The organism is Frankia tisae (assembly GCF_025403405.1).
Lineage (GTDB): Bacteria > Actinomycetota > Actinomycetes > Frankiales > Frankiaceae > Frankia > Frankia tisai.
The window spans coordinates 33,615-54,176 of the sequence record NZ_JANEZT010000002.1; the positions used below are offsets into that span (position 1 = coordinate 33,615).

22 protein-coding genes are annotated in these 20,562 nt (G+C 69.1%); 8 read left to right on the forward strand and 14 right to left on the reverse strand.

Translation table 11 applies throughout. The annotated features are described in order from the left end of the window. Positions 1-61 precede the first annotated feature (61 nt). Entirely contained in the window at positions 62-688 is a 627-nt protein-coding gene (locus NBZ85_RS00500; protein WP_261555653.1) for a malonic semialdehyde reductase, read from the reverse strand. 831 nt (positions 689-1,519) lie between these two features. Between NBZ85_RS00500 and NBZ85_RS00505 the strand changes: the two genes are divergently transcribed. From NBZ85_RS00505 to NBZ85_RS00520, 4 genes are all read left to right on the forward strand, one after another. Further along, entirely contained in the window at positions 1,520-1,645 is a 126-nt protein-coding gene (locus tag NBZ85_RS00505; RefSeq protein ID WP_261555654.1) for a hypothetical protein, read from the forward strand. A 1-nt stretch (position 1,646) separates the two neighbouring features. After that, on the forward strand, positions 1,647-3,179 hold the full coding sequence (locus NBZ85_RS00510; protein ID WP_261555655.1) for a sugar ABC transporter ATP-binding protein: 1,533 nt from the start codon (positions 1,647-1,649) through the stop codon (positions 3,177-3,179). Continuing rightward, the gene (locus tag NBZ85_RS00515; protein WP_261561347.1) at positions 3,176-4,267 is read left to right on the forward strand and encodes an ABC transporter permease; all 1,092 of its coding nucleotides are present in this window, start codon (positions 3,176-3,178) and stop codon (positions 4,265-4,267) included. The genes NBZ85_RS00510 and NBZ85_RS00515 overlap by 4 nt, the downstream gene beginning before the upstream one ends. A 125-nt stretch (positions 4,268-4,392) precedes the next feature. Beyond that, the gene (locus NBZ85_RS00520) at positions 4,393-5,118 is read left to right on the forward strand and encodes a class II aldolase/adducin family protein (RefSeq protein WP_261561348.1); all 726 of its coding nucleotides are present in this window, start codon (positions 4,393-4,395) and stop codon (positions 5,116-5,118) included. A gap of 154 nt (positions 5,119-5,272) precedes the next feature. On the opposite strand, the gene NBZ85_RS00525 is transcribed toward NBZ85_RS00520, so the two are convergent. From NBZ85_RS00525 to NBZ85_RS00535, 3 genes are all read right to left on the reverse strand, one after another. Continuing rightward, positions 5,273-6,280, reverse strand: a complete 1,008-nt coding sequence (locus tag NBZ85_RS00525) for an amidohydrolase family protein (protein ID WP_261555658.1) — start codon at positions 6,278-6,280, stop codon at positions 5,273-5,275. A 76-nt stretch (positions 6,281-6,356) separates the two neighbouring features. Further along, complete coding sequence (locus NBZ85_RS00530) at positions 6,357-7,448, reverse strand: NAD(P)/FAD-dependent oxidoreductase (protein WP_261555659.1); 1,092 nt, start codon at positions 7,446-7,448, stop codon at positions 6,357-6,359. Positions 7,449-7,714: 266 nt separating this feature from the next. Next, complete coding sequence (locus NBZ85_RS00535) at positions 7,715-8,197, reverse strand: MarR family winged helix-turn-helix transcriptional regulator (RefSeq protein WP_261555660.1); 483 nt, start codon at positions 8,195-8,197, stop codon at positions 7,715-7,717. Between the two features lie 456 nt (positions 8,198-8,653). Here NBZ85_RS00535 and NBZ85_RS00540 point away from each other — a divergent pair, with 456 nt between their 5' ends. Then, positions 8,654-8,833, forward strand: coding sequence for an aldo/keto reductase (locus NBZ85_RS00540; RefSeq protein ID WP_261555661.1), 180 nt, complete (start codon positions 8,654-8,656; stop codon positions 8,831-8,833). A gap of 73 nt (positions 8,834-8,906) precedes the next feature. On the opposite strand, the gene NBZ85_RS00545 is transcribed toward NBZ85_RS00540, so the two are convergent. From NBZ85_RS00545 to NBZ85_RS00560, 4 genes are all read right to left on the reverse strand, one after another. Further along, the gene (locus tag NBZ85_RS00545; protein WP_261555662.1) at positions 8,907-9,821 is read right to left on the reverse strand and encodes an LLM class flavin-dependent oxidoreductase; all 915 of its coding nucleotides are present in this window, start codon (positions 9,819-9,821) and stop codon (positions 8,907-8,909) included. Between the two features lie 309 nt (positions 9,822-10,130). Next, positions 10,131-11,261 carry an LLM class flavin-dependent oxidoreductase gene (locus NBZ85_RS00550; RefSeq protein WP_261555663.1) on the reverse strand — a complete coding sequence of 377 codons (1,131 nt, stop codon included), beginning with the start codon at positions 11,259-11,261 and terminating at the stop codon, positions 10,131-10,133. A gap of 56 nt (positions 11,262-11,317) precedes the next feature. Continuing rightward, a complete protein-coding gene (locus tag NBZ85_RS00555) occupies positions 11,318-12,514 on the reverse strand; it encodes an acyl-CoA dehydrogenase family protein (RefSeq protein ID WP_261555664.1) in 1,197 nt (398 codons plus the stop codon). A 138-nt stretch (positions 12,515-12,652) separates the two neighbouring features. Further along, the gene (locus tag NBZ85_RS00560) at positions 12,653-13,795 is read right to left on the reverse strand and encodes a sugar ABC transporter substrate-binding protein (RefSeq protein ID WP_261555665.1); all 1,143 of its coding nucleotides are present in this window, start codon (positions 13,793-13,795) and stop codon (positions 12,653-12,655) included. 184 nt (positions 13,796-13,979) lie between these two features. Here NBZ85_RS00560 and NBZ85_RS32475 point away from each other — a divergent pair, with 184 nt between their 5' ends. Beyond that, a complete protein-coding gene (locus tag NBZ85_RS32475; protein WP_261561349.1) occupies positions 13,980-14,693 on the forward strand; it encodes a response regulator transcription factor in 714 nt (237 codons plus the stop codon). Between the two features lie 52 nt (positions 14,694-14,745). Here the strand turns inward: NBZ85_RS32475 and NBZ85_RS00570 are convergent, their stop codons facing one another. The 6 genes from NBZ85_RS00570 to NBZ85_RS00595 all read right to left on the reverse strand — a co-directional run bounded on the left by NBZ85_RS00570 (position 14,746) and on the right by NBZ85_RS00595 (position 17,500). Continuing rightward, a complete protein-coding gene (locus NBZ85_RS00570) occupies positions 14,746-14,973 on the reverse strand; it encodes a hypothetical protein (RefSeq protein ID WP_261555667.1) in 228 nt (75 codons plus the stop codon). 309 nt (positions 14,974-15,282) lie between these two features. Beyond that, complete coding sequence (locus tag NBZ85_RS00575) at positions 15,283-15,390, reverse strand: WD40 repeat domain-containing protein (protein ID WP_261561350.1); 108 nt, start codon at positions 15,388-15,390, stop codon at positions 15,283-15,285. A 52-nt stretch (positions 15,391-15,442) separates the two neighbouring features. Further along, positions 15,443-16,078, reverse strand: coding sequence for a RipA family octameric membrane protein (locus NBZ85_RS00580; RefSeq protein WP_261555669.1), 636 nt, complete (start codon positions 16,076-16,078; stop codon positions 15,443-15,445). Positions 16,079-16,113: 35 nt separating this feature from the next. Then, the gene (locus tag NBZ85_RS00585) at positions 16,114-16,602 is read right to left on the reverse strand and encodes a hypothetical protein (protein WP_261555670.1); all 489 of its coding nucleotides are present in this window, start codon (positions 16,600-16,602) and stop codon (positions 16,114-16,116) included. Between the two features lie 48 nt (positions 16,603-16,650). Further along, the gene (locus tag NBZ85_RS00590; protein WP_261555671.1) at positions 16,651-16,935 is read right to left on the reverse strand and encodes a hypothetical protein; all 285 of its coding nucleotides are present in this window, start codon (positions 16,933-16,935) and stop codon (positions 16,651-16,653) included. Positions 16,936-17,173: 238 nt separating this feature from the next. Then, positions 17,174-17,500 carry a hypothetical protein gene (locus NBZ85_RS00595; protein ID WP_261555672.1) on the reverse strand — a complete coding sequence of 109 codons (327 nt, stop codon included), beginning with the start codon at positions 17,498-17,500 and terminating at the stop codon, positions 17,174-17,176. A 235-nt stretch (positions 17,501-17,735) separates the two neighbouring features. Between NBZ85_RS00595 and NBZ85_RS00600 the strand changes: the two genes are divergently transcribed. Then, complete coding sequence (locus tag NBZ85_RS00600) at positions 17,736-19,760, forward strand: sensor histidine kinase (protein ID WP_261555674.1); 2,025 nt, start codon at positions 17,736-17,738, stop codon at positions 19,758-19,760. Beyond that, a complete protein-coding gene (locus tag NBZ85_RS00605; protein WP_261555675.1) occupies positions 19,748-20,407 on the forward strand; it encodes a response regulator transcription factor in 660 nt (219 codons plus the stop codon). Before NBZ85_RS00600 ends, NBZ85_RS00605 begins: the two co-directional genes overlap by 13 nt. The last annotated feature ends 155 nt before the right edge of the window (positions 20,408-20,562 follow it).

Sequence of the window (20,562 nt, forward strand, 5' to 3'; positions counted from 1 at the left end):
CCCCTGGCCCGGCCGGCGGCGGGGTTGGGCCCGGCGGCCGGATCCGGGACGGGGGCGGTGCTCAGGCCCAGCGGATGACGTCGGCGGGGTCGAGCCGGGGGAGCCGCTCGAACCAGGGGTTCTCCCCGGGATGGCCGATGTTGACAACGAGCACGGACTTCCAGCGGCCGTCCGGGAAGAACTCGGCGTCGATCCCCGCGGCGTCGAAGCCGGCCATCGGCCCGGCGACGAGGCCGCAGGCCCGGATGGCGAGGATGAAGTATCCCGCCTGCAGCGGTCCGTTGAAGCTGCTCATGGTGGTCCGCATGGGCTCGTTGGCCTCGAGCGCGTCTTTCATCTGTGGCCGGATCGGCAGCAGCGTCGGGGCGTACTCGTGGAAGCGCGAGTCGACCGCGAGGATGGCGGTGGCGGGCGCCGAGGCGGTCTTGGCCCGGTTGCCCTCGTTCATCAGTGGCAGCAGCCGCTCCCGACCCTCCGCAGTGCGGACGAAGGCCACCCGTAGCGGCTGAAGATTGGCGCTGGTCGGCGCCCACCGGGTGAGCTCCCAGATCGCGGCGAGCTGCTCGTCGCCGACCGGGGTGTCGGCGAAGGCGTTGGCCGTCCGTGCCTGCGTGAACAGCAGGGCACGCCCCGCCTCGTCGAGGCCGGGAATCCCCGGCGCGGCGATGCTCTCCACCGTAGAGGTCATGCGTGAGCTCCTGAGTATGTGTGGTCGCCGTACTACGCCCGCAACTCTAGTCAGCCGATCCCGCGCGTCCCGCTGACTGTCAGCGGCGCCACACGCAGTCGCGGACGCCCGCTGAGCCCCGTTGACCTGCACTGGCCTTCGGCTGCGGACCGCGGGGGGGCCGGGTGGTGTCACCACGCTCCGTAGTCGACTGCTTGGGAGTCAGGCCGACTGCGGCTCGTCGCCCGACGCACCCCCGGCCTGCTCATCGCTCAGCCACAACCGCCCGCGCCGAAGGTTGGGTGCGATTGCGCAGTCCGAATGGTTAATGACGTTAAGTAGCCGGTCCGGCTATTGCCGAGACGATATTACGATCTTGCCGCAAAGTCGCCGGTCGCCGACTTCCTGGTAGCCATCTGGCTATTTATGCGGGTGTGAGGTTGACCGAGGCCTATTCCGTGCTATGTGCGGAGATGCTTGCCTGACCAGCGATGCGACCCTACACTTGCGTTTCGTGTCCGGAAACAAGTTTTCGGTGGGCGCCGGTGCGGAGTTCCGGCCGCCGCCAAGTCCCCGAAAAAAGGGTTTGCCAAATTTCCAAAGGTCAGGGGCGAGGTGTTTCTGCTGCTCCGCGGACCGCCCGCCTCGATGCCGTAAATATTGAAGAGGATTTTCGTATGCCCGCATGCGGAAAGGAACAACACGGCCCTCGCCGAGATGGTCCGGCGGACCCTGGCCGTGCGTGCCCATCGGGGGCTCGGTGACCACTCCGTCAACCCCGCGCAGGACTCCACCACCGCCGAGAGGTGATCTCAGCATGACAAGGCCAACGTCGACGCGTGGACGCATGTCGTGGACATCGACCACTCGCTGCAGGGCAAGGTGATCGCGGCGGCGGCGGTGCTGGACCGCAAGGCCGACGCGAAGCTCGGTGTGCTGGCCGTCGCGCCGGGCGCCAACCTGTCGAAGGTCCGCTGACGTGGCGGCCGGAACCATGCTGTCGATCAGCGGGGTCTCCAGGAGCTTCGGCGCGACCCGGGCACTCGACGACGTCTCGCTCACGTTCCCCGGCGGTTCCGTGACGGCGCTGCTGGGGGAGAACGGATCGGGCAAGTCGACGCTGATCAAGATCCTCGCCGGCGTGCTCGCACCCGATCCCGGCCGGGCCGCGTTGCGGGTCCGCGAGGCGGAGGTGGCGCTGCCCCTGTCTCCGGCCCGGGCCCACGCGCTCGGCCTGCGCTTCCTGCACCAGGACCTCGGGCTGATGGGGGAGGCGACCGTGGCGGACAACATCGGCCTGTACTCCGGGTACCTGTCGAGGGCCCTCACGCCGTTGCGCTCAGGCCAGGAGCGTCGCCGTGCGGCGCTGCTGCTGGAACGCTTCGAGGTCCGCGCCTCCCCGGACGACTACGTCTGCGACCTGTCGCTGTCGGACCAGACCATGGTCGCGATCGCTCGGGCCTTCGAGGACGCGGACGGTGACGCCTCGCGCATCCTCGTGCTGGACGAGCCGACCGCCGCGTTGCCCGACGACGAGGTCGACCGTGTCTTCGGTGCCATCCGTCGCGCCCGGGACGCGGGGGCGGCGGTGATCCTCGTCTCCCACCGCCTCGAGGAGGTCCTGCAGATCGCCGACCGAGTCGCCGTCCTGCGTGACGGGCGCCTCGTCCGGCAGCGGCCCGTCGCCGGTCTCGCCGCCGGGGATCTGGTCGAGATGATGATCGGCAAGGATCTGACCGAGTACGAGAGCGCGCCGACGGCCGTGGACGAGTTGCACCAGCCCATCGTCATCGGGCGCGGCCTGCATGGGCGGCGCCTGGCGGGGGTCGACATCGAGATCTACCCCGGCGAGGTGCTGGGCGTCGGCGGCCTCGTGGGTTCGGGGCGCAGCGAGCTGACCCGGATACTGGGCGGCGCCCAGCGGCCGCGGCGCGGGACGCTCGAGGTCGGCGGTCGCCCCCGGTCGTACGCGGCGCCGCATGCCGCCGTCGCCGACGGCATCGTGACCGTGCCGCAGAACCGCCGTCGCGACGGCGTCCTGGGCGAGCTGACCGTGCGGGAGAACCTGACGCTCGGCGACCTGCGCTCGCTCACGCGCTGGTCGATGATCGACCGCGCTCGCGAGAAGGCCGAGGCGCGGACGCTCATCGAACAGTTCGACATCCGTCCGCGCGAACTGGAGTTTCCCGTGCGTCTGCTCAGCGGGGGCAACCAGCAGAAGGTGGCGATCGCGCGGGCGGTGCGGCTGCGTCCCCGCGTCCTCGTCCTCGACGAACCCACCCAGGGCATCGACGTCGGCGCGCGCCGAGAGGTGGCGGGCATCATCCGGCGGCTGAAGGCGGACGGGATGGCGATCGTGCTCGGCACGTCGGACGGCGACGAACTGCTCGATCTCGCCGATCGCGCCCTGATCCTCGACCGTGGCCGAACACGGCGGGTGTTCGGGCCCGGGGAACTGACGCGCAGCCGGCTCACGCACGCGACCGCCGGCGTCGAGGGACGTTCGGCATGAGCGACGTGGCCGAAGCCGACGCAGCCGACGCAGCCGAAGCCGAAGCCGAAGCCGCCGAAGCCGACGCAGCGAGCGCGGTACACGTGGCCCGCCGGGAGGAACGCAGGTCGCCGGTGCCGTTCGCCGCGATCGCGTTCGACCTGCTCACCCGCCTGTCGCCGTTGGTTCTGCTGGTCTCCTTCCTGATCGTCTTCTCGATCCTCAAGCCGGCACAGTTCGCGACCTGGGACAACTTCAGCGCGATCCTGTATGCGTCGTCGGTCTCGGCGATCATCGGGCTTGCCATGACGGTGTCCTTCACCGCGGGCGAGGTCGACATCTCCGTGGGAGCCGTGATGGGCGTCGCCGCCATGTTCACGGCGTGGGCCTTCGGCCACGGCTGGCCCACGGTCGCCGCCGTCGCCGGAGCGCTCGCCGTCGGCGCCGCCATCGGTCTGGTCAACGCCGTCCTGATAGTGGTGGCGCGCCTGAACTCATTCATCACCACGCTCGGCATGATCACCGCTCTCGGGGGCGTGGCCTACCTCATCGGCGATGGCAAGACCCTCTACGAGGGGATACCGGCGAGCTTCAACCACCTGGTGAGCAAACGGATTCTCAACCTCCCACTCGTGATCTTCTACACGCTCGCCCTGGCGGTCGTGCTCGGTTATCTCATCTCGCGAACACCGTTCGGCCGGCGCCTGCGAGCAACCGGCACGGGACGTGAGGCGGCGGCGTTGATCGGCGTGCGCACGTCGCGGTACATCACGATCTCGCTGGTTCTCGGGGCGACCCTGGCCGCGCTGGCCGGCGTGGCGCAGACCGCCGAGCTCCAGTCGGCCAACCCGTCGATCGGCACGGACTTCCTGCTCAACGGGGTCGCGGCCGTATTCCTGGGCGCCCTGGTCTCGCGACGGGGCCAGCTGAACGTGTGGGGGACCCTGCTGGCCGTCGTGATGCTCCGCGTCGGCCTCACAGGACTGACGATGGTGGGCGCGCCGGCCTGGGTGCCGAACGTGTTCAACGGCAGTGCGCTGCTCGCTGCGCTGCTCATCTCGCGGGCGGGTAGCGGCGGCGTTCCCGCCGGCCTCGGGAACCTCAAGTAGCCGGGAGGAGCTCTCCATGCCCGCGGAGCGGAAAGGACATCGCTGCTCCCGGCCACGCGGGCGGGTGGTTCATCGCCCGCGTCACCCGCATTTTCCGACAGGACCAACCAGACGAAGGGTCACCGATGGCGACCAGCACAGAGTCCAAGCCCACTGAGTGGAACGAGCCCACCGAGTTGAACAGGCCCGCCGAGCCGCTCGGGCCGCTTGACCTCGCCGCGGCCGATGAGGCGATCCGAGCCGATTTCATCCTGGCCGTACAGAAACTGCACCGGGCGCAGGTGCTGCCCTTCAGCGTGAACTCGAACGGCAGCGCCCGGCTGCCCAGCGGCGACGGAATTCTGGTGTCGTCATACGGGCTCAAGGCCGACATCGGCGTCGACGAGTTCGGAGTCGTCGATGTCGAGGGGCGGATCATCCGGGGAACCCTCGGCCCGGACGTGGTCCATGCTCTGGGGTTCCACCTCGAGGTCTACCGCGCCCGTCCCGAGGTCGACACGGTGCTGCACGCGCACTCGCCGGCGGCCACGGGTTTCGCGGTGGCGAACAGGCCGCTGCCGCTGCATTACGAGCCGTTGGTGTTCCTGGGGCAGCGCGGGGACATCCCGGTCACCAAGTACGGGGACCGGACCAGGGGCAGCAAGGTCTCCGACGAGGTCGCCGCGAAACTCGCCGAGCATCCGGACACGAAGGCGATCCTGCTCGCCAATCACGGCGTGCTGGTGTGGGGCGCGGGCCCGATTCCGACCGCCGAGTTCCTGATCACCGTTGAGGAGGCCGCCACCATCATCATCGGCGCGTCCGCCCTCGGCGGCTCGAGGCCGTTCCCGATCTCGGCTGGCACCGTGTGAGGAAAGCTGCGATCTCCAGGCGCGTCGGCCGCCGGAGTGCTCGTACGAGCTCCTCGCAGCACGCTCGCCGTCGAGGCGGACCGCAGCGATCCTGATGCCACCGGCCCGGCCGTGCGTCGCCCGACCGGCGGTCGGGCGACCCCGGGTCCGTGGGTTACGTGGTCAGGCCGAGCGAGGCGCCGCGGAGCTGGAACAATCGCCGGACGTTGCCGATCCGGATCAGTTCCCGCGCAGGCGCGTCGAAGCCGGCCGCGGCCAACGTGTTGTCGATGTGGGGCCGCGCCGCGTCGCGGTGAATCGGCCAGTCGCTTCCGACGATGATTCGCTCGGCGCCGAGCACCTCGCCGAAGTAGCGCAGCAGCGGGGCGCTGAACTGCATCGTGTCGAAGTAGATGTTCGCCCCGGCGCTGCCGTCACCGAGCCGGCTACGGTGCTCGGCGAGTTCGTCGGCGGCATACAGCAACCCGCCGTGCCCGAGAGCGGTGAAGACCAGCTGCAGGTGCGGCAACCGGGTGGGCAGGTCCGCGTGCAGCGCCGAGAGGAAGGCCACCGCGTTCTGCAGACCGCGCCCGGCCGAGCTGCCGGGACGACCCGCGACCTCCCGCAGCACCTCGGCCTGCTGGGGCTGCACGGGGTGCACGAACACGGGCACCCCCAGCCGTGCGGCGAGCTCCAGGGTCGGGAACGCCTCGGGCGAGCCGAGGAACTTCGAGTGGCGGGAGGAGTCCAGCACCAGGCCGTGCAGCCCCAGCTCCTCGATCGCGTACCGCGCCTGTTCGGCGCCGCCCTCGCCGGAGTAGGCGTCGACGGTGGCCAGCCCGAGGAACCGATCATGCAAGCGCAGCTGCCCGGCGAGGTCCTCGTTCACCGCGTTCACCCGCGCCGGGTCGATGTCCCCGCTGGGACCGAACAACGATTCTGCCGGTGCGCTGAGCGCACGCAGATCGACCCCGGCGCCCTCGCTCTCGGCGGCGAGGCTGGCGAGGTCCTCGCGGGGATCGGGCTCGCCGAGACCCAGCGTGCTCGCGCTGACCCCGCCCTGCCAGCCGACCGGTTGCCAGTGCGCGTGGATGTCGACAACCGTGGCCTCGTCCAGCGAGGTCATCGTCTCGCGCCCGCCGTGAGGCCGGTAAGGATGGTGGTCATCGAGTTCCTCCTTCACCGATGAAACAATTGCTATTGGCTATGCGGAAAATCCCGACGAAGATGAGGCGGCAGGCCGGGCCGGGAAAGCCGGATCAGGAGGGGCTGAACTGGGCCGTGAAGCGGCCGGTGAAGATGTCGGCGCCCTTGTACTCGGCGACCGTCGCGGCCGGGGCGAGGACCGGGCCGTCGGGCGAGGGCAGCTGACCCACACCGCCGCGCGGGCCGAGCGGGAGCAGGATCATCGGGAACGGCAACGGCTGATACGTGGCGGTGGGCTGCTCGCCACGCAGCTGGGCGAGGATGTTCTGCGCCACGACCTCGGCGTGCTGCATGGCGTACCCGGCCATCTTGGCCTCGGCGATATCCGTGATGTCGCCGACGGCGTAGACGTTCCGGTGGCCACGCACGTTGAGCGTCTCGGTGACGGGGACCTGCCCCTGCGGCGTGAGCGTCGTGAGCCGGCCGTCGGTGAGATAGTCGTTGGCGATCTTGACGCCGTAGGCCTGGAACCAGATGTCGGCGGCGATCTCGTCGCCGCCGGTGGTGGTGACGGTGAAGGGCTCCGCCGTGCCGGGCTTGGTCGACGGGGGCGCCGTCAGGCTCGTGTTGAGGCGCAGCTGAATGCCGAGCTCGTCGAGCTGCCGGTAAAGGTCCTCCCGTACCTCGGGCTGAAAACCGGTCAGCAGCTCGGCGACCGGGTCGACGATGGTTATCTGCTTCTCGGGCCAGACCTCCTTGATCTCGCCCGCCAGCTCCAGGCCGACCGGGCCGGCACCGACGATCAGGATCCGGGTGGAGGCGGCCACCTCCTTGTGTGTCCGGCGAAGATCGTCCAACGCCGTGCTGGTGGCGTCGGCGTCGGGCTTCGCCGGGTACGGGTAGTCGGAACCGGTGGCCAGTACCACGTAGTCCGCCTCGACGCGGCGGCCCGAGGCCAGGGTGACGCCGCCGGGGTCGACCGAGGCCGCGCGGTCGCGGATAGCCGTGCCCCGGGTGAGCCATGTCGCGAACGGGAAAAACAGGTTGGGTGCCCAATCGGGCTTCACCAGGCCACGCAGTGACGCCGCCGAGTTGACGAATGCCTCACGAGGATCGATGAGGACGACGTCCGCCTCGGCGTCCAGCGCCTTCGCAACCGAGGCACCCCCGTATCCGCCACCGATGACTGCGACCGTACGACTCATAGACTCACACTCCCGTAGAAAAACAGCCAAGTTCGCGCTACGAACTTGATCGGCACGTGCAATCCGAACCCGCCGAGGCTCGTAACACGAACGATATCAGTTCGTGTCGCGAACTGCTATGTCGGGGCGCGGTCGAGCCCGGCGTCGTGTCGTGGCTCGACACATTTCGCTTGGTTCGTGCGGTCGGACCGGCGGAACCGCCACGCGGGGCGCGGCGCGGGAGACCCGCCCGGGCGGCGGGTGGCGGCGCCCCGTAGCGCCCCCTTCTAGCTGAAGGCGGCGGGGGGGACGCTCTGATCCGGCTCCAGGAAGACCACGGGCACCTTGTTGTCCAGCACGACGCGGCCGAGCAGGGTGGCGAGCGTGTCACGATCGGCCGCGCCCAGCCCCGCCGGCAGCTTCTCGAGCCGCTGGCAGGTCTCGGCGTAGAAGGCCTCTGCGACCCGGCTGCCCCGTGGGGTGAGCGCGACCTGGACCGCCCGTGAGTCAGAGCGGTCCGGCACGCGCCGGACCAGGCCGTTGCGCTCGGTGCGGTCCACCAGGCCGGTGAGGCTCGATTTGGCCAGCCCGAGCATCGCGCTCAGTTCACCCATGCCGTACGGTTGCGCCATCAATACGCAAAGCAGTTGCCCTTGCTGGGGAGTGAGTCCGTGCTCACGACCCGCCTCGGCGTACACGGCGTTCACCAGGAACGAGGACCGCACCAGGGCGGCCACCACGCCGATCTGGCCGTCGCTCCGCTCGCCCATTCCCTGATAATAACACTTGGGCAATACAGTTCGTCGGCGGAAATATCCGCGGTTGTGCTTGGAATATCACCCGGAGAGCGTGAGCATCGCTTGCGCGGGGACGGCGTCGGTGGAGCGCGGTGACGACGGTCGTCGGCGCCCGTGGGCCGCCCTGCCGGTCCGCCCCGGGGGCCGCCGACCCCGAGGGTCGGGTCGATGCTTCCGGATCTGGCCGATGGGCGAGCCCCGTGCACCTGCGGGGCGCCGAGACCGTGCTGCCGCGTTCCGAGGGGCCGGGCTTGCGGCCGGGAGTACACCACGTTATAGTTCGCATGACGAACTTTGTGACCGTCGCGTTCTGTCCCGACCCGAATAGTCGAGTGCTGGGCTCGCGGGGGCATCTCGGCCCAGTATGTGGTCGCCGCAGCTGACCGCGGCCACGCACGAACAGAGGAACTCATTGACTATGCCATCCCTATGGCACAGGTCGCGCTCGCGTGGGTGCTGGCGAATCCCGTGGTCGCCGCCCCGATAGTGGGCATTACCAACCACCGCCACGTGGCCGACACCACCGCGGTGCTGGGCGTGCGTCTCACCGACGACGAGATCCGCATTCTCACCGAGCCCTACATGCTGCGCCAGCCGACCGGATTCTGACGACGGGGTGGCGTGACGCCGGCCGGCAGCGGGCCGGCGTCGACCCCCGTGCGTCCGTTTGCCGGGCCGGCCCTCAGGCGGTCTCCTTGGCGATCGCTTCACGTACGGCCGGGACGATCTCGCTGGCCCAGCGGCCGACGCTGACGATGTCCTGCGCGCCGCCGCTGGAGGAGAAGAGGATGAAGCCGGAGGCGTCGTGCTGCAGCACGGCCCCGGTCAGTTCCTCGATCCACTGGTCCACGGAACCGCCGATCCAGCGGCCGGCATCGTCACGGATGGCGGCCAGCGGCCGGTCGGTGATGCGCCCGGTCAGGTTGTAGACGGTGCGGATCTCGCGCGGATCGCGGTTCACGGCGGCCGCCGCCGCGTCGATGATCGGCCGTGACTGCCGGTATCGCTCGCTGAGCCAGTCGGCCGCGTGGCCGGGGAGCCAGCCGTCGGCCACGCGGCCGGTGGCGGCCAGCGACTTGGGGCCGACCGATCCCGTCCACACGGGCGGCGCGGGCACCGATGCCGGTTCAATCTGGTTCACCTGGTAGAACCGGCCCTGGTGGGTGACCGGCGGGCCGCCGCCGGACAGCTTCTTGATCAGGATGATCGCTTCCTCGAAGGCGGCCACGGCATCGCCGGCGGACAGCCGCGGCACTCCCAGGTCGGAGATCCGATCCCACTGGCCGCCCGCTCCCAGGCCGAGCACGACGCGGCCGCCGGAGAGAACCGACAGCGACGTCACCGTCCGCGACAGGACCGGAGCGGGCCGGGTCGGCAGGTTGGTCACGTTGGCGAAGCCCGCGATCTGCCGCGTGCCACCGAGGATGAAGCCGATGGAGGCGTAGGCGTCCAGACGCCCGCCGGCATACGGATGGTCCGACAGCGAGAAGATGTCGAGCCCGTCACGGTCGGCCTGCTGAGCGGTGCGCAGCAGTTCCGGCCCATCGTCGATGCCGGTGTGCGCACCGAAGCCGAAGACGACCTTTTGTGCAGACAATGCCGTGCCTTTCTTTCAGGGGCTCGCGGGTGAGCTTGCCAGGCGAAGGGCGAAGGGCGAAGGGCGAAAGGTGGAGAGATGGTATTTGGCGCGACGAGTTCACGTGGTTTTTCTGTTGCGGGATGGTGCTGCTGGCGGTGGGGCCGCACCGTTCGGTAAGACGCCGGCGATGTCGAGTTCGTGGCACGAACTATAACTGTGCGTTCAACGAACTGCAAGCCCGGCCCCCAGCGCGGCAGCGAGCCGGTTCGACGATCCCGGTAGCGGTCACAGAATGTGACGGGCTACAGCCACGTCATCATCGACGGCTCAGGGATGGAGACCGGCGCCGACGGCTCCGACGCTGACGATGGGTGACTCGGTCACGCGGCGGGTCTCCCGTGCCGGGCTCCAGCCGAGCGCCGGCGCGATCTCGCTCGCGACCAGTTCGAGCCGGCGGATGTCGGCGTCGACGTCGGACAGTTCGTGACTGATGATCGGCACGAACCAGTCGGCGTAGCTGGACAGCACCGGGTCAGCCAGCAGCGAGCCGCGGACCTCCTCGACCGAACCGCAGTGGACATGGAGGTGGTCGAGCAACTGCTCGGCGGTCAGCTCCAGCAGCGTGGTGGCCCCGAGCTCGGCATAGACGTCGCGGTGCATCTCGCGCTGGACCACGAGTGCCGGCCCCAGGTCGTCGCGTGCCGCCGCCCGGTCCTCGGCGGGAAAGACCCAGCGCACGATGGCGGCCCGCGGGTGCTCGGGCCCGTCAGAGTCGTGGGTCTGCCGCCAGCCGGCCAGATGCGCCTCGATGAGCGGCTTCTCTGTCTCCGGAGCGAGCAGGTGCGTGCCGATCAGCAGTCCGTCGCCGAGCCGACCGGCCTCGGCGGCCCGCCCGTCGTCGCTGACGGCCTGCCACAGCCGGTCGGCCAGTCCGGGCGCCGGCGGCTGCAGCGTGGGTGCGTCCGGCGTGTCGATCAGCGGCTGGCCGGTGAGGGCCGCACGCAGTTTGACCAGATGATCATCATAGACCTCGCGGCGGCCCGCGGGCACGCGTCCGAACGCGCGGAACGAGTCGTAGCTGCCCCCGGCGCTGCCGACCCCGAGCTCGGCCCGGCCACCGGAGATCGCATCCAGGACCGACACATCCTCGGCCAGCCGCAGCGGGTTCTCGAGAGTCAGGGTCGTGACCGCGGTGCCCAGACGCAGGTGTGGCGCATGCTGCGCGGCGGCGGCCAGGAAGACCCACGGCGACGGCAGCCGACCGTAGTCGCGGCGCAGGTGGTGCTGCGCCACCCAGCCCCCGTCGTAGCCCAGCTCGTCGGCCGCCTGGAAGAGGTCGAGCAGTTCACGGTAGACGGTCCGGGCGTCCTTGCCCGGCCCGTTGACGTGCGTCATGAAGCCGAGCTTGAAGGGGTTTCGCGTGGTCGAAGCGGACGCGCTGGCAACGGATGCGGTCATGGCGGGGCGTGCTCCTGGTGTCCGGGGTGTCCGGCTGTGTCCTTGGTGGGGGGGCGTCACCCCTCATCACTGCCGAACGCCACCTTCCCCGGGAACGAGCCGTGCACCCGGTAGTGCCCGATGACTCGCGCCTTGTAGATGGCGGGATTGTGGGAGGAGATGGTGCGGGCGTTGCGCCAGTGGCGGTCCAGCGCCAGCGCGCTGAGCGTCGTGCTGGCGCTGGCGGCGTCGAAGAAATGCCAGCTGAGCTCGCCGAGCAGTCGGGTGTTGACGACCTGGGTCGCCGACGAGGCGACGATCGCCGCATCGAGCGCGTCGGGTGTCTGCGCCCGTCGCGCGGGGTCTGCGAAGGCGTCCAGGGCGTCCGCGTTGGCGAGCACGTTTGCCCTGGCGCTGTATGCGCCGCTCGCGATTTCGCCGACCACCTGAAGTACCTGTGGATCCTCCTGCGGTCGGGCGTCGTCCGGGGCGAGCGGGTAGGCCCGCGACCGAGCGGTGACGATGTCGGCGATGTCCTCGGCCAGACGCTGCGCGATGCCGGCCTGGGTCGACGAGTGCACGAACTGCGTGAACGCCGGAATGTACTCCGCCAACGCCTGGTCGGAGAACGGAAAGATGAGCTCGGGTCGGACTTCGACGTGCTCGAAAGTCGCCGTCCCACTGGCGGTGAGGCGCTGGCCGAAGCCGGCCCAGTCATCGATGATTTTGATGCCCGGGGTGTCGCGGGGCACGTAGACCCCCGAGAACCCGCCCTCATGCGGCACCAGCACCCACACCCAGTCGGCAAACAGGCTGCCCGTCGTGTAGAACTTCTCGCCCTGGAGGAAGAGGCGGCCGTCCTCCTCCTCCAGGTGGGTGTTCAGCGTGAACAGGTTCGCCCCGCCGAGCTCCGACCCCGCCGGGCCGAAGAACTCCCTCCGGCCGGCCGCGGTGAGCAGCTCCTCGACCGCCGCGCTGCGGGGCCGAAGGCGGAGATCCTCGATGAAGCCGAAATGGCCGCGCAGAATCATGGTGATGTTCGAATCGGCGGCGGCAAGCTCGATAAGCACCGCGGCGAGTTCCGGGATGGACGCCCCCGCCCCGCCGAACTCCTTGGGTACCCGGATCGTGCCGAGTCCGGCCGCGATCAGGGCGCGCAGCTCGTCGGCGGGCAGGATGCGTTCCTGCTCACGCTCCACCGCGCTGGCGCGCAGCGATGCGATGACACGGTCGATCTCAGCGTGGTCCAGGCCGGCGATCGTGGTGATGCTCATCTTTTTTCCCATCCGTCAGTCGAGCTGGTCATGTCACGGTCCGTTTCGGGAACGTGCACGAGACATCGACAGGAGCCCCTGGCCGGGCCGGAGCTCCGGATGATGGCATTGACCGGAAGGATGTTTCTACTCGCCATCTCAGCTCACATTCCACAGCGCCTTATACTTGTCCCTGAAGGCAAAGTCTCCCGACCACGTCGTGTTCCCGGCCGTCAGCGGATATTTCTTCGTGAACAGGCGTACCGGCACACCGTCGTCGGCCGGCGGGGCCGCGTTGTTGAAGATCCGGTTGAAATCATCGAAAGCGGCCCATGCCGCCCAGGCCTTCGACCACGCGACGTCGGCGACCTGACCGCCGCCGTCGCGGACCCAGCCGAGCTGTTGGGCATCGCCCTGGTAGGCCAACACGCCCACCCGGTTGAGCAGCCCCGCCTGTCGCAGCGCCGGTACGACCGTGCTGGACGTGCCGTCATAACCGGCGTAGAACGCGTTGAGCGCCGGGTTGGACTGCACGAACGCGACCGATGACTGCCCCACCGCCGCGGGATCGGTGATGGTGGCGACGTCGATGGTCTTGGTCGCGACCACCGAACCTCCGCCGCTGGTGGTCAGGAAACTCTTGATGCCCGCGATCAGTGCCTCACCCGACGGGTCGAAGCCGGGGGCGAAGCCCAGCACTCCGAGCTTCGCACCAGCCCTGCGGTCCAGTACGGCGGCCGCGCCGATCAGCTGGCCCTGCAGCGGGTAGTGCAGGTCGACGATGTGGGTGTAACTGCTGTTGACCTTGTTGGGGAGCACGCCGATGACCACGGTCGGGATCTTCGACTTGACGAGGGCGGCGGTGATCGTCGGAAACTCGTTGGCGCTGAGGCTGGAGAAGACGATGCCGTCCGGCTTCTGTGCGATCGCTCGGTTGAACACCTCGGGGAGGTCGTTCAGCGTCGTGGCATCGAGCTCGGTGACGTTCCAGCCGAGCGTCTGCCCGGCCTCCTTCGCCGCCGTTCCGATGGCCCGAAACAGCGGCTGGGTGGGCAACTGGTTGACGTAGACGATGTGCTTGGCCTGCGCGACCGGGGGCGAGGTGGCTGGGCCACGCCACACGGGCGCCTTGACGTACGGGGCGACGAACTTCTCCGTCCTGGCGAGCGCGGCGCCTGACTGCGCGCTGCTGTTCGCCGCCTTCGGCGTGCCGCCACTGCTGGCGTCGGAGCAAGCGGTGAATGTCACCGCCGCGGCCGTGAGCGCGACCAGCGTCATGGAGATGTGTCGGACTCTCAGCACCCGACTCACGATGCAATTGGCGCTGAGCGACACAGCCGAGTCGGGCTGGATGGAGTACGGAGCACCGGAGCGGCGCGGGCCTGGCCAGCTCGAATTCGACGGCAGCATGTGCACTACTCAACGGCACGGAACCCGGCATCGTCCCCAGATCTCTGGCTACTATAGCCAGGTGGCTACCGAGGTCGTGACCTCCGCGTCCGCGTCCGCGGCGACTGTCGTGCTCCCGCCTGATGTTTCAGAAGCGGGCTCGGATGCTCCGGAGCAGATCAGGCTACTTATCTTCTGCGAGGAGACCGCTCCACGGCTCGGCCTGGCACTCGTGCTCTCGCGGGAGCCGTGGGTCGAGCGGTGCCTCACCGCCAGCGACCTCCAGCAGGCCTTGGCGCACGTGCGGGCGAGCCGGCCGGCGGTCGTCGTGCTCGAGCTGTCCACGTTCGTCGCGCCGCACGTCGACGCGCTACGCCAGGTCGCCCCGGGCATCCGGGTCGTGCTCAGCTCGCACTGCGGGCTGTCCACCGAGATCGCCGTCCGCCGACTCGGCGCCGTCGGTGCCCTCAACCCGGACATGGGCGCTGCCGAGGTGGCGAAGATCGTCCGTGCTGCGGCGTTCGACGAGCGGATGACCGTCAACGGTCACCGCCACGGCAAGGAGCTCGGGCTCACCGACCGCGAGCTTCAGGTCATGGCCTTCCTCACGATGGGAGCCACGAACCTGGAGATCGCTGCGCAGATGTATCTCAGCCGCGCGAGCATCAAGAAGCATGCTGCCAGCATTTACCGCAAGCTGGGCGTCCGGAACCGAACCGAGCTCGCCCGGGTCATGGCCGAGCGCGCTCCCGCGCGTGCCCTGCTCGTCGGCCAGGGCACGCGTTTCGGCGAGGCCGCATCGAGCTCCTAGAGGGCTTGGACGGGTGAAGCCATCATGATCGAGTCAAGGTTGAGATTGGTGGTCATGCCGCGAGCCCGGCGTGTTGAATGAGCTGATCGATCGCGGTTTTGTAGTCGTTGGAGGCTTTACGCAGCAGCGGTGGATCGGGGCGGGTGTCGGTGAGTTCGGCCATGCCGGTGCGTAAGAGCCGGTTGTGGACGCGGGTCAGGAACAGCGGGGTCTTCTCCTGCGCCCGGCCGATGAGCACCCTCTCCTCCACCCCGGTGAACTCCTTGAGGTGTTCGTGCATCACGTCGTCTTTCCGCTGCCCCTTGGCGAAGCCGACGATCGGGATGCGACGCGACCCGCATTCCACCGATTATGACTGCGGGGCGCGGTAAACTCGCGCCGGCGTCGCTTTCCTGTCCAAAACCCGCACCGCGTAGGCTCTGGCCGAAGAAGCCGGTGCCGCGGTCAGATCGACCGGCTTCGGATCCATGCCCACGATTCTCCCTGGGCCGACGGCGGACGTCTTGTACGTTCCTGACGCGAAGGTGGAGGTCGCACACATCGCGGCGGCGCGGCCACCGGACCTCCGCCGGGCCGGGCTCCCGTTCGGTCAGCCGAGTTTCCACAGCCGCGTCGCCCGGCCGTATCCGGCGGTGGCCACGGTTCTGCCGTCGGGGGCGATCGCCACCCCGTGCACCGCCTCGGTGCGGCCGGTCAACGTGGCGAGCCGGGCCGGACGCGCGGGATCGTAGCCGCCGCTGGTTCAGCATTCAGGAGGCTGGGACACCTGCGATGGCCAGTGCGCAGCCCACCACGTACAGCACCACGAAGATTGCCGGGAGCACCTGCTCTACCTGGGTCAACGGCCAATACAGGGCCCTGTTCTTCCCCTCGCCCAGGGCCTGCCACTCAGCCAGCCAATATGGCGACGCGGGCAGTCGCTCCTCCATCACTCCGATGACAACGTACTTGGCCGTGTTGAGCTGTCGATAGGACCTGATCATCCAGAACCACGTGCTTGCCTGGATGACCCCGGCGATTAACAGAACGAAGATCAGTAGGGATTTTGGCTCCACCTGGCGCCAGACCACGCCGATCCCGGTCAGCAGGCCGGTGTTCAGGGTAAGGAAGAAGGCGTTGGACAGGGCACGGCGGGCGCTGATCCGGTCGGCCATCTCGACGTAGATCTTGTATTGCTCGAGGAGCATGTTCTGGGCTGCCTCCGACGAGACGGCACCGGTGCCGCCGACGGCGGGGTTCCACAGGGTCGGGCGCACGTTATTGATGTCGGGCGTGTCGGTCCGGAACCAGCCGCGCAGATGTTGGATGGCCATGGCGTCCTCTCGATCATCGGCCTTTCCCCGGACGACGGCGACTGTCGCGCCGAAGGTGACGCTGCTTGTCACTGCCGGGACTACGGCCGCCGAAGTGTTTCGTCCGACTAGTTCCGGCGGGCCGCCCCCGCCGGCCAGATGATGTCTACGGGAATTCCCTCTCGCTGGGCCTGCAGTACCAGGTCGGCGGTGCCGCCACCTTTCCCGCTGGGAGGTTGGCCGTCCCAGATAGCAACGAGACGTTCGGCGCGGCGCAGGAGCATCGTATTGGCGGCCTCATAGGCTTGGCGGTCAGCGGTCGGGGAAGGCATCACGCACACCTCGTCGGCGGTTGCAAGCAGCCGGTCGAAAGTCTCAGCATGGTCGTCCGGGACCGTCGTCTGCCGGTAGTCCTGGGAGGGGACCACGACAACCAGCCTGCCCCCGGCAGCGAGGATGCGCTCAGCAAAAAGAGAGTCCGCGCCCTGGGCGATACAGGAGACGCCGATCAGGTCAGTATCCGCGTACGGCCTGAGTAGTTCGACAAGGGCCTCACGGATGAGGGAGGCACTGTCCTCCGTCAGATCCATGTGCCCGGTCACGGCGAGACTCGTCACGGCTCTCCCTTCCAGCTCGGTGTGATGACACTCGTGGGCCAACGGGTCTCATCGGCGGCTCCCGCGTGGAGGAACCGGCCCGGGACGGCGAACCGTGCCCGAGTCCTTATAACAGGTGAGCTGGCTGCGACGCTGCCCAGGGCGTTTCCGATGTACCCCGGGGCTCGTGGGGTCAGCTTGCCGGAGTGCCGCGCCCGCCACCAGTATCAGCGTGTTCGGCAGCAGCTCCGTCGCGTCGGCCGGGGTGGCGGTTCGGCGCAGCGCATAGCCCAGGAGCTGGTGGTACGTCTCGTTGTAGACCGCTTCGAATCGGTGACGAGCCTCCTCGCTCATCCCCGCCCACCTGCGGGTTGTCGCATTCCGACCCTACGGGTCGGCTCAGAGCCAGTCGCGGCGCTTGAAGGCCACGCACAGGCCGACGCCGCCGTTGCCGCGCAGCGCCCGCGCCGCCTCGTGGGGGAGCTGCGTCTCCAGGAAGCGCCGGGTGTGCAGCCTGGTCAGCCCGTCGGTGACCGGGAGCCGGCGGGCTCGATCAACGGGTCGTGTTCCGGGGGCGTCCCAGTGGATCTTGTCAGGCGTCGAGGTTCACTGTGCGGGCCGAAGGCGTGGTGGCTGGGCGGTCGGTCCGGCGCCGGTTGCGCAACCAGAATCCGAGGGTGACGAGGCCGAGGCCGACGGCATAGATGAGTAGGTTCGCGGCACCGTAGGACCACGCCACCGTGTGTGGGTTCTTGGGGAAGGCAGAGTCGTCTCCGCCGGTCCATTCCCGGGTCAGCTCCATACTCTGGAACGAGAAGACGAAGGAATGTACGGCGATGTAGGTGAGGTAGGAGGCGAGTCGCGATCGGATGAAAAATCCGATCGGAAAGGCCGCCAGCACCATGGTGATGAGTTCCACGGAGGGTTCCTTCCGGTAACGGCGGCCGCGTCCCATGCGCGATCGACCACGTTCAGGATGCAGTAGGTCGCGGGCGGCCGGTATCCAGGCCAGCGCTGGATTCGGCTGCGTGCCAGCGGCTGCGTGCTGGCACGGATACCGGTCCGAAATCCGGCTCGAGCATCATGGTCAGGTGAGCCAGCCGACAGTGGGTGCCCGTGCACGTTGGCCTGTCTTCGTTGCTCCGGCGGTTTTCGTGCTGACCGGTGTGCTGCGCGCGATGCTGGCGTTCGGTCCGGCCAGGGTCGGATCGCCCGTCGGCTGGGCGGCGAGCCTCGTCCTGTTCGCCCCGTCGATCGCGTTGGGCTGGTTGGTGAGCCGGCGGCGACCGGAGAACCCGGTGGGGATCGCGCTGGCCTGGGTGGGCACGGCTCCGGCCGCGGTTTCGGCCGTGGAGGACTGGGGAGCGACATTACGGACTGGGCATCCGTGGCCCGCCGCCCGGTTGATGTTCGTCGCCCAGCTCGGGGTCTGGGTATGGAACGCCGCCGGTTTCGGCGCGCTGTGTCTGTTCTTCCCGGGCGGCCGGCTCGCTGGCCACTCCCGGGCGGTCGCGTTGACGGCGCTCTGCGCGGCGGTCGTCCTGAACGCCGCGGTATCGCTTGACCCCCATGCCCGCGCCGTCGACGGAACCGTGCTGGTCAATGATCTCGTGCTGCATCTGCCGGCCGGGGCGCGAACGGTGGAGCTCGTGGTTGCCTTCGCCTGTTTTCTCGGCGCGCTCGCGGCGGTCGTCGCCGTCCCGTGGTCGCGCTACCGCCGGGGTGACGAGCTCACGAGACTGCAGATGCGCTGGTTGCTGCTGGGCGCGGGCACCGTGCCGGTGCTGCTCGCGATCGGCTGGGCGGCCGAGGCGTTGGGCGGCTCCGACGGCTCCGCGTTCGGCTCGTTCATGATCGCGCTGCTGGCCGTGGTACCGACCACGGTGGCCGTGGCGGTGTTGCGCTACGATCTGTTCGACATCGACCGGCTGCTGAGCGCATCGGTCAGCTGGCTCCTCACCGTTCTGACCTCGGCGGCGATCTTCGCGCTCGCCGTGTATGGCGTCGGGTACGCCGTGACGGCGACCGTCACCACGTCTGCGCTCAGGACGACAGTGGCGGCGTTCGTGACCGCGCTGTGCCTCCTGCCGCTGCACCGCCGGCTCACCGACACGGTCGGTCGTCTGATCGACCGGGACCGCACCGTCGTGCGGGCTCAGGTCGGCGAGTTCGTCGGCCAGGTGCGCGACGGCGAGGCTGAACCGGAACGGACCGAAGCGGTGCTGCGCACGGTCCTGCGCGATCCCGGCCTGCGGCTGCTGTTCCACCTGCCGGGCGGCCTGGCCGGCAGCTACGTCGATCTCGATGGTGGCCCGGTCGACCCGCTCTCGCTGGCGCGGCATGGTGATCGGGAAGCCACCCTCGTGCTGCGCAGCGGAGCATCCGACACTGGGATGATCGTCTTCGGCGCTCCGTCGGCCCGCCGGATGCGACGCGCCCGGGAAGCCGTGGCCCAGGCCCGCCTACCGATCGAGGTGACCCGGCTCCGGCTGGAACTACGCGGGGCGCTGGAGGAGGTACGAGCCAGCCGCTCGCGCCTGATGCTGGCTTCCACCGAGGAACGCCGCCGGCTGGAACGGGACCTGCACGATGGAGCCCAGCAGCAGATCGTGGCCGTAGGGATGCGCCTGCGCTCGATCCAGCGCCAGCTCCCGCCGTCGCATCGTTCCCACCACGAACTCGACGCCGCGGTCGAGGCGCTCGAAGGTACCGTCGCCGACCTACGTCGACTCGCGCACGGAATCCGCCCGGCCCGGCTCACCGACGGCCTCGGGCCCGCTCTGCGCGCGCTCGTCGCGGCCAGCCCGGTCCCGGTGGACCTGGTGGTCGCTGACGTCGAGCCGCCGGAACTCGCCGCCACCACCGCGTACTACGTCGCCGCCGAGGCGCTGGCCAACGCCCTGAAACACGCCGGAGCCGGTCACATCCGCGTCGAACTGGCACACGAGGACGGTTCTGTCCGGGTCGAGGTGTCCGATGACGGCACCGGGGGAGCCTGCTCCGGGTTCGGGCTGACCTCGCTACGGGACCGGGTGTCCGCCGCCGGTGGCACCCTGCGGATACACAGCCCGGTCGGGGAAGGCACCACGATCAGCGCGGAGATACCGGCGCGGAACCCGCCCCCGACCGCTGTGACCCCTGACGCCCACCACGAACCGGAGCTCGCATGCGAATCGTGATCGCCGAGGATTCCGCGCTGTTCCGTGAGGGCATGTGCCGCCTTCTCGTCGAGGCCGGGCACGACGTCGTAGCCGCGGTCGACAACGCCGACGCGCTCATCGACGCGATCAACCAGCACCGGCCAGACTTCGCGATCATCGACGTGCGGATGCCACCGACGCTGACCGACGACGGCGCGCGCGCCGCGGTCCGCCTACGGGCCGCCTACCCCGGACTGCCGATACTGCTGCTGTCCCAGCACATCGAGACCCGGCACTCCGTCGGGCTCGTCACCGCCGAAGGCTTCGGCTACCTCCTCAAGGACCGGGTACTGCGGGTCGCGGACTTCCTCGACGCGATCGAACGGATCGCCGCCGGCGGATCGGCCCTCGACCCCGCGATCGTCGCCGCGCTGCTCACCCCGACCCGGCGCGACGACCCTGTCCACATGCTGAGCGAACGAGAGCGGGCGGTGCTTGAGCTGGTCGCCCAGGGCTGGTCGAACGCCAACGTCGCCAAACGGCTCGTGCTCGCGGAACGCACCGTCGAGACCCACATGCGCGCCATCTTCCAGAAGCTACGGATCACCGACACCGGAAACACCCACCGCCGTGTCCTCGCCGTCGTCGCCTACCTCGCCAGCCGCGACGCCGCCCCCAGCGGATAGTCCCGGATCGCCACCTACGTCTCGAGCCGCGCCTGGCTACTGGGTGGGGGCCGGCCTTCGTTTTCTGCCCGTCTTCGGGTCCAGCCGGCGTAGCAGCATCGACGTGATGCCGATGTAGACCGCGGTGACCACGATCCCGGCGCCGATGTCGATCG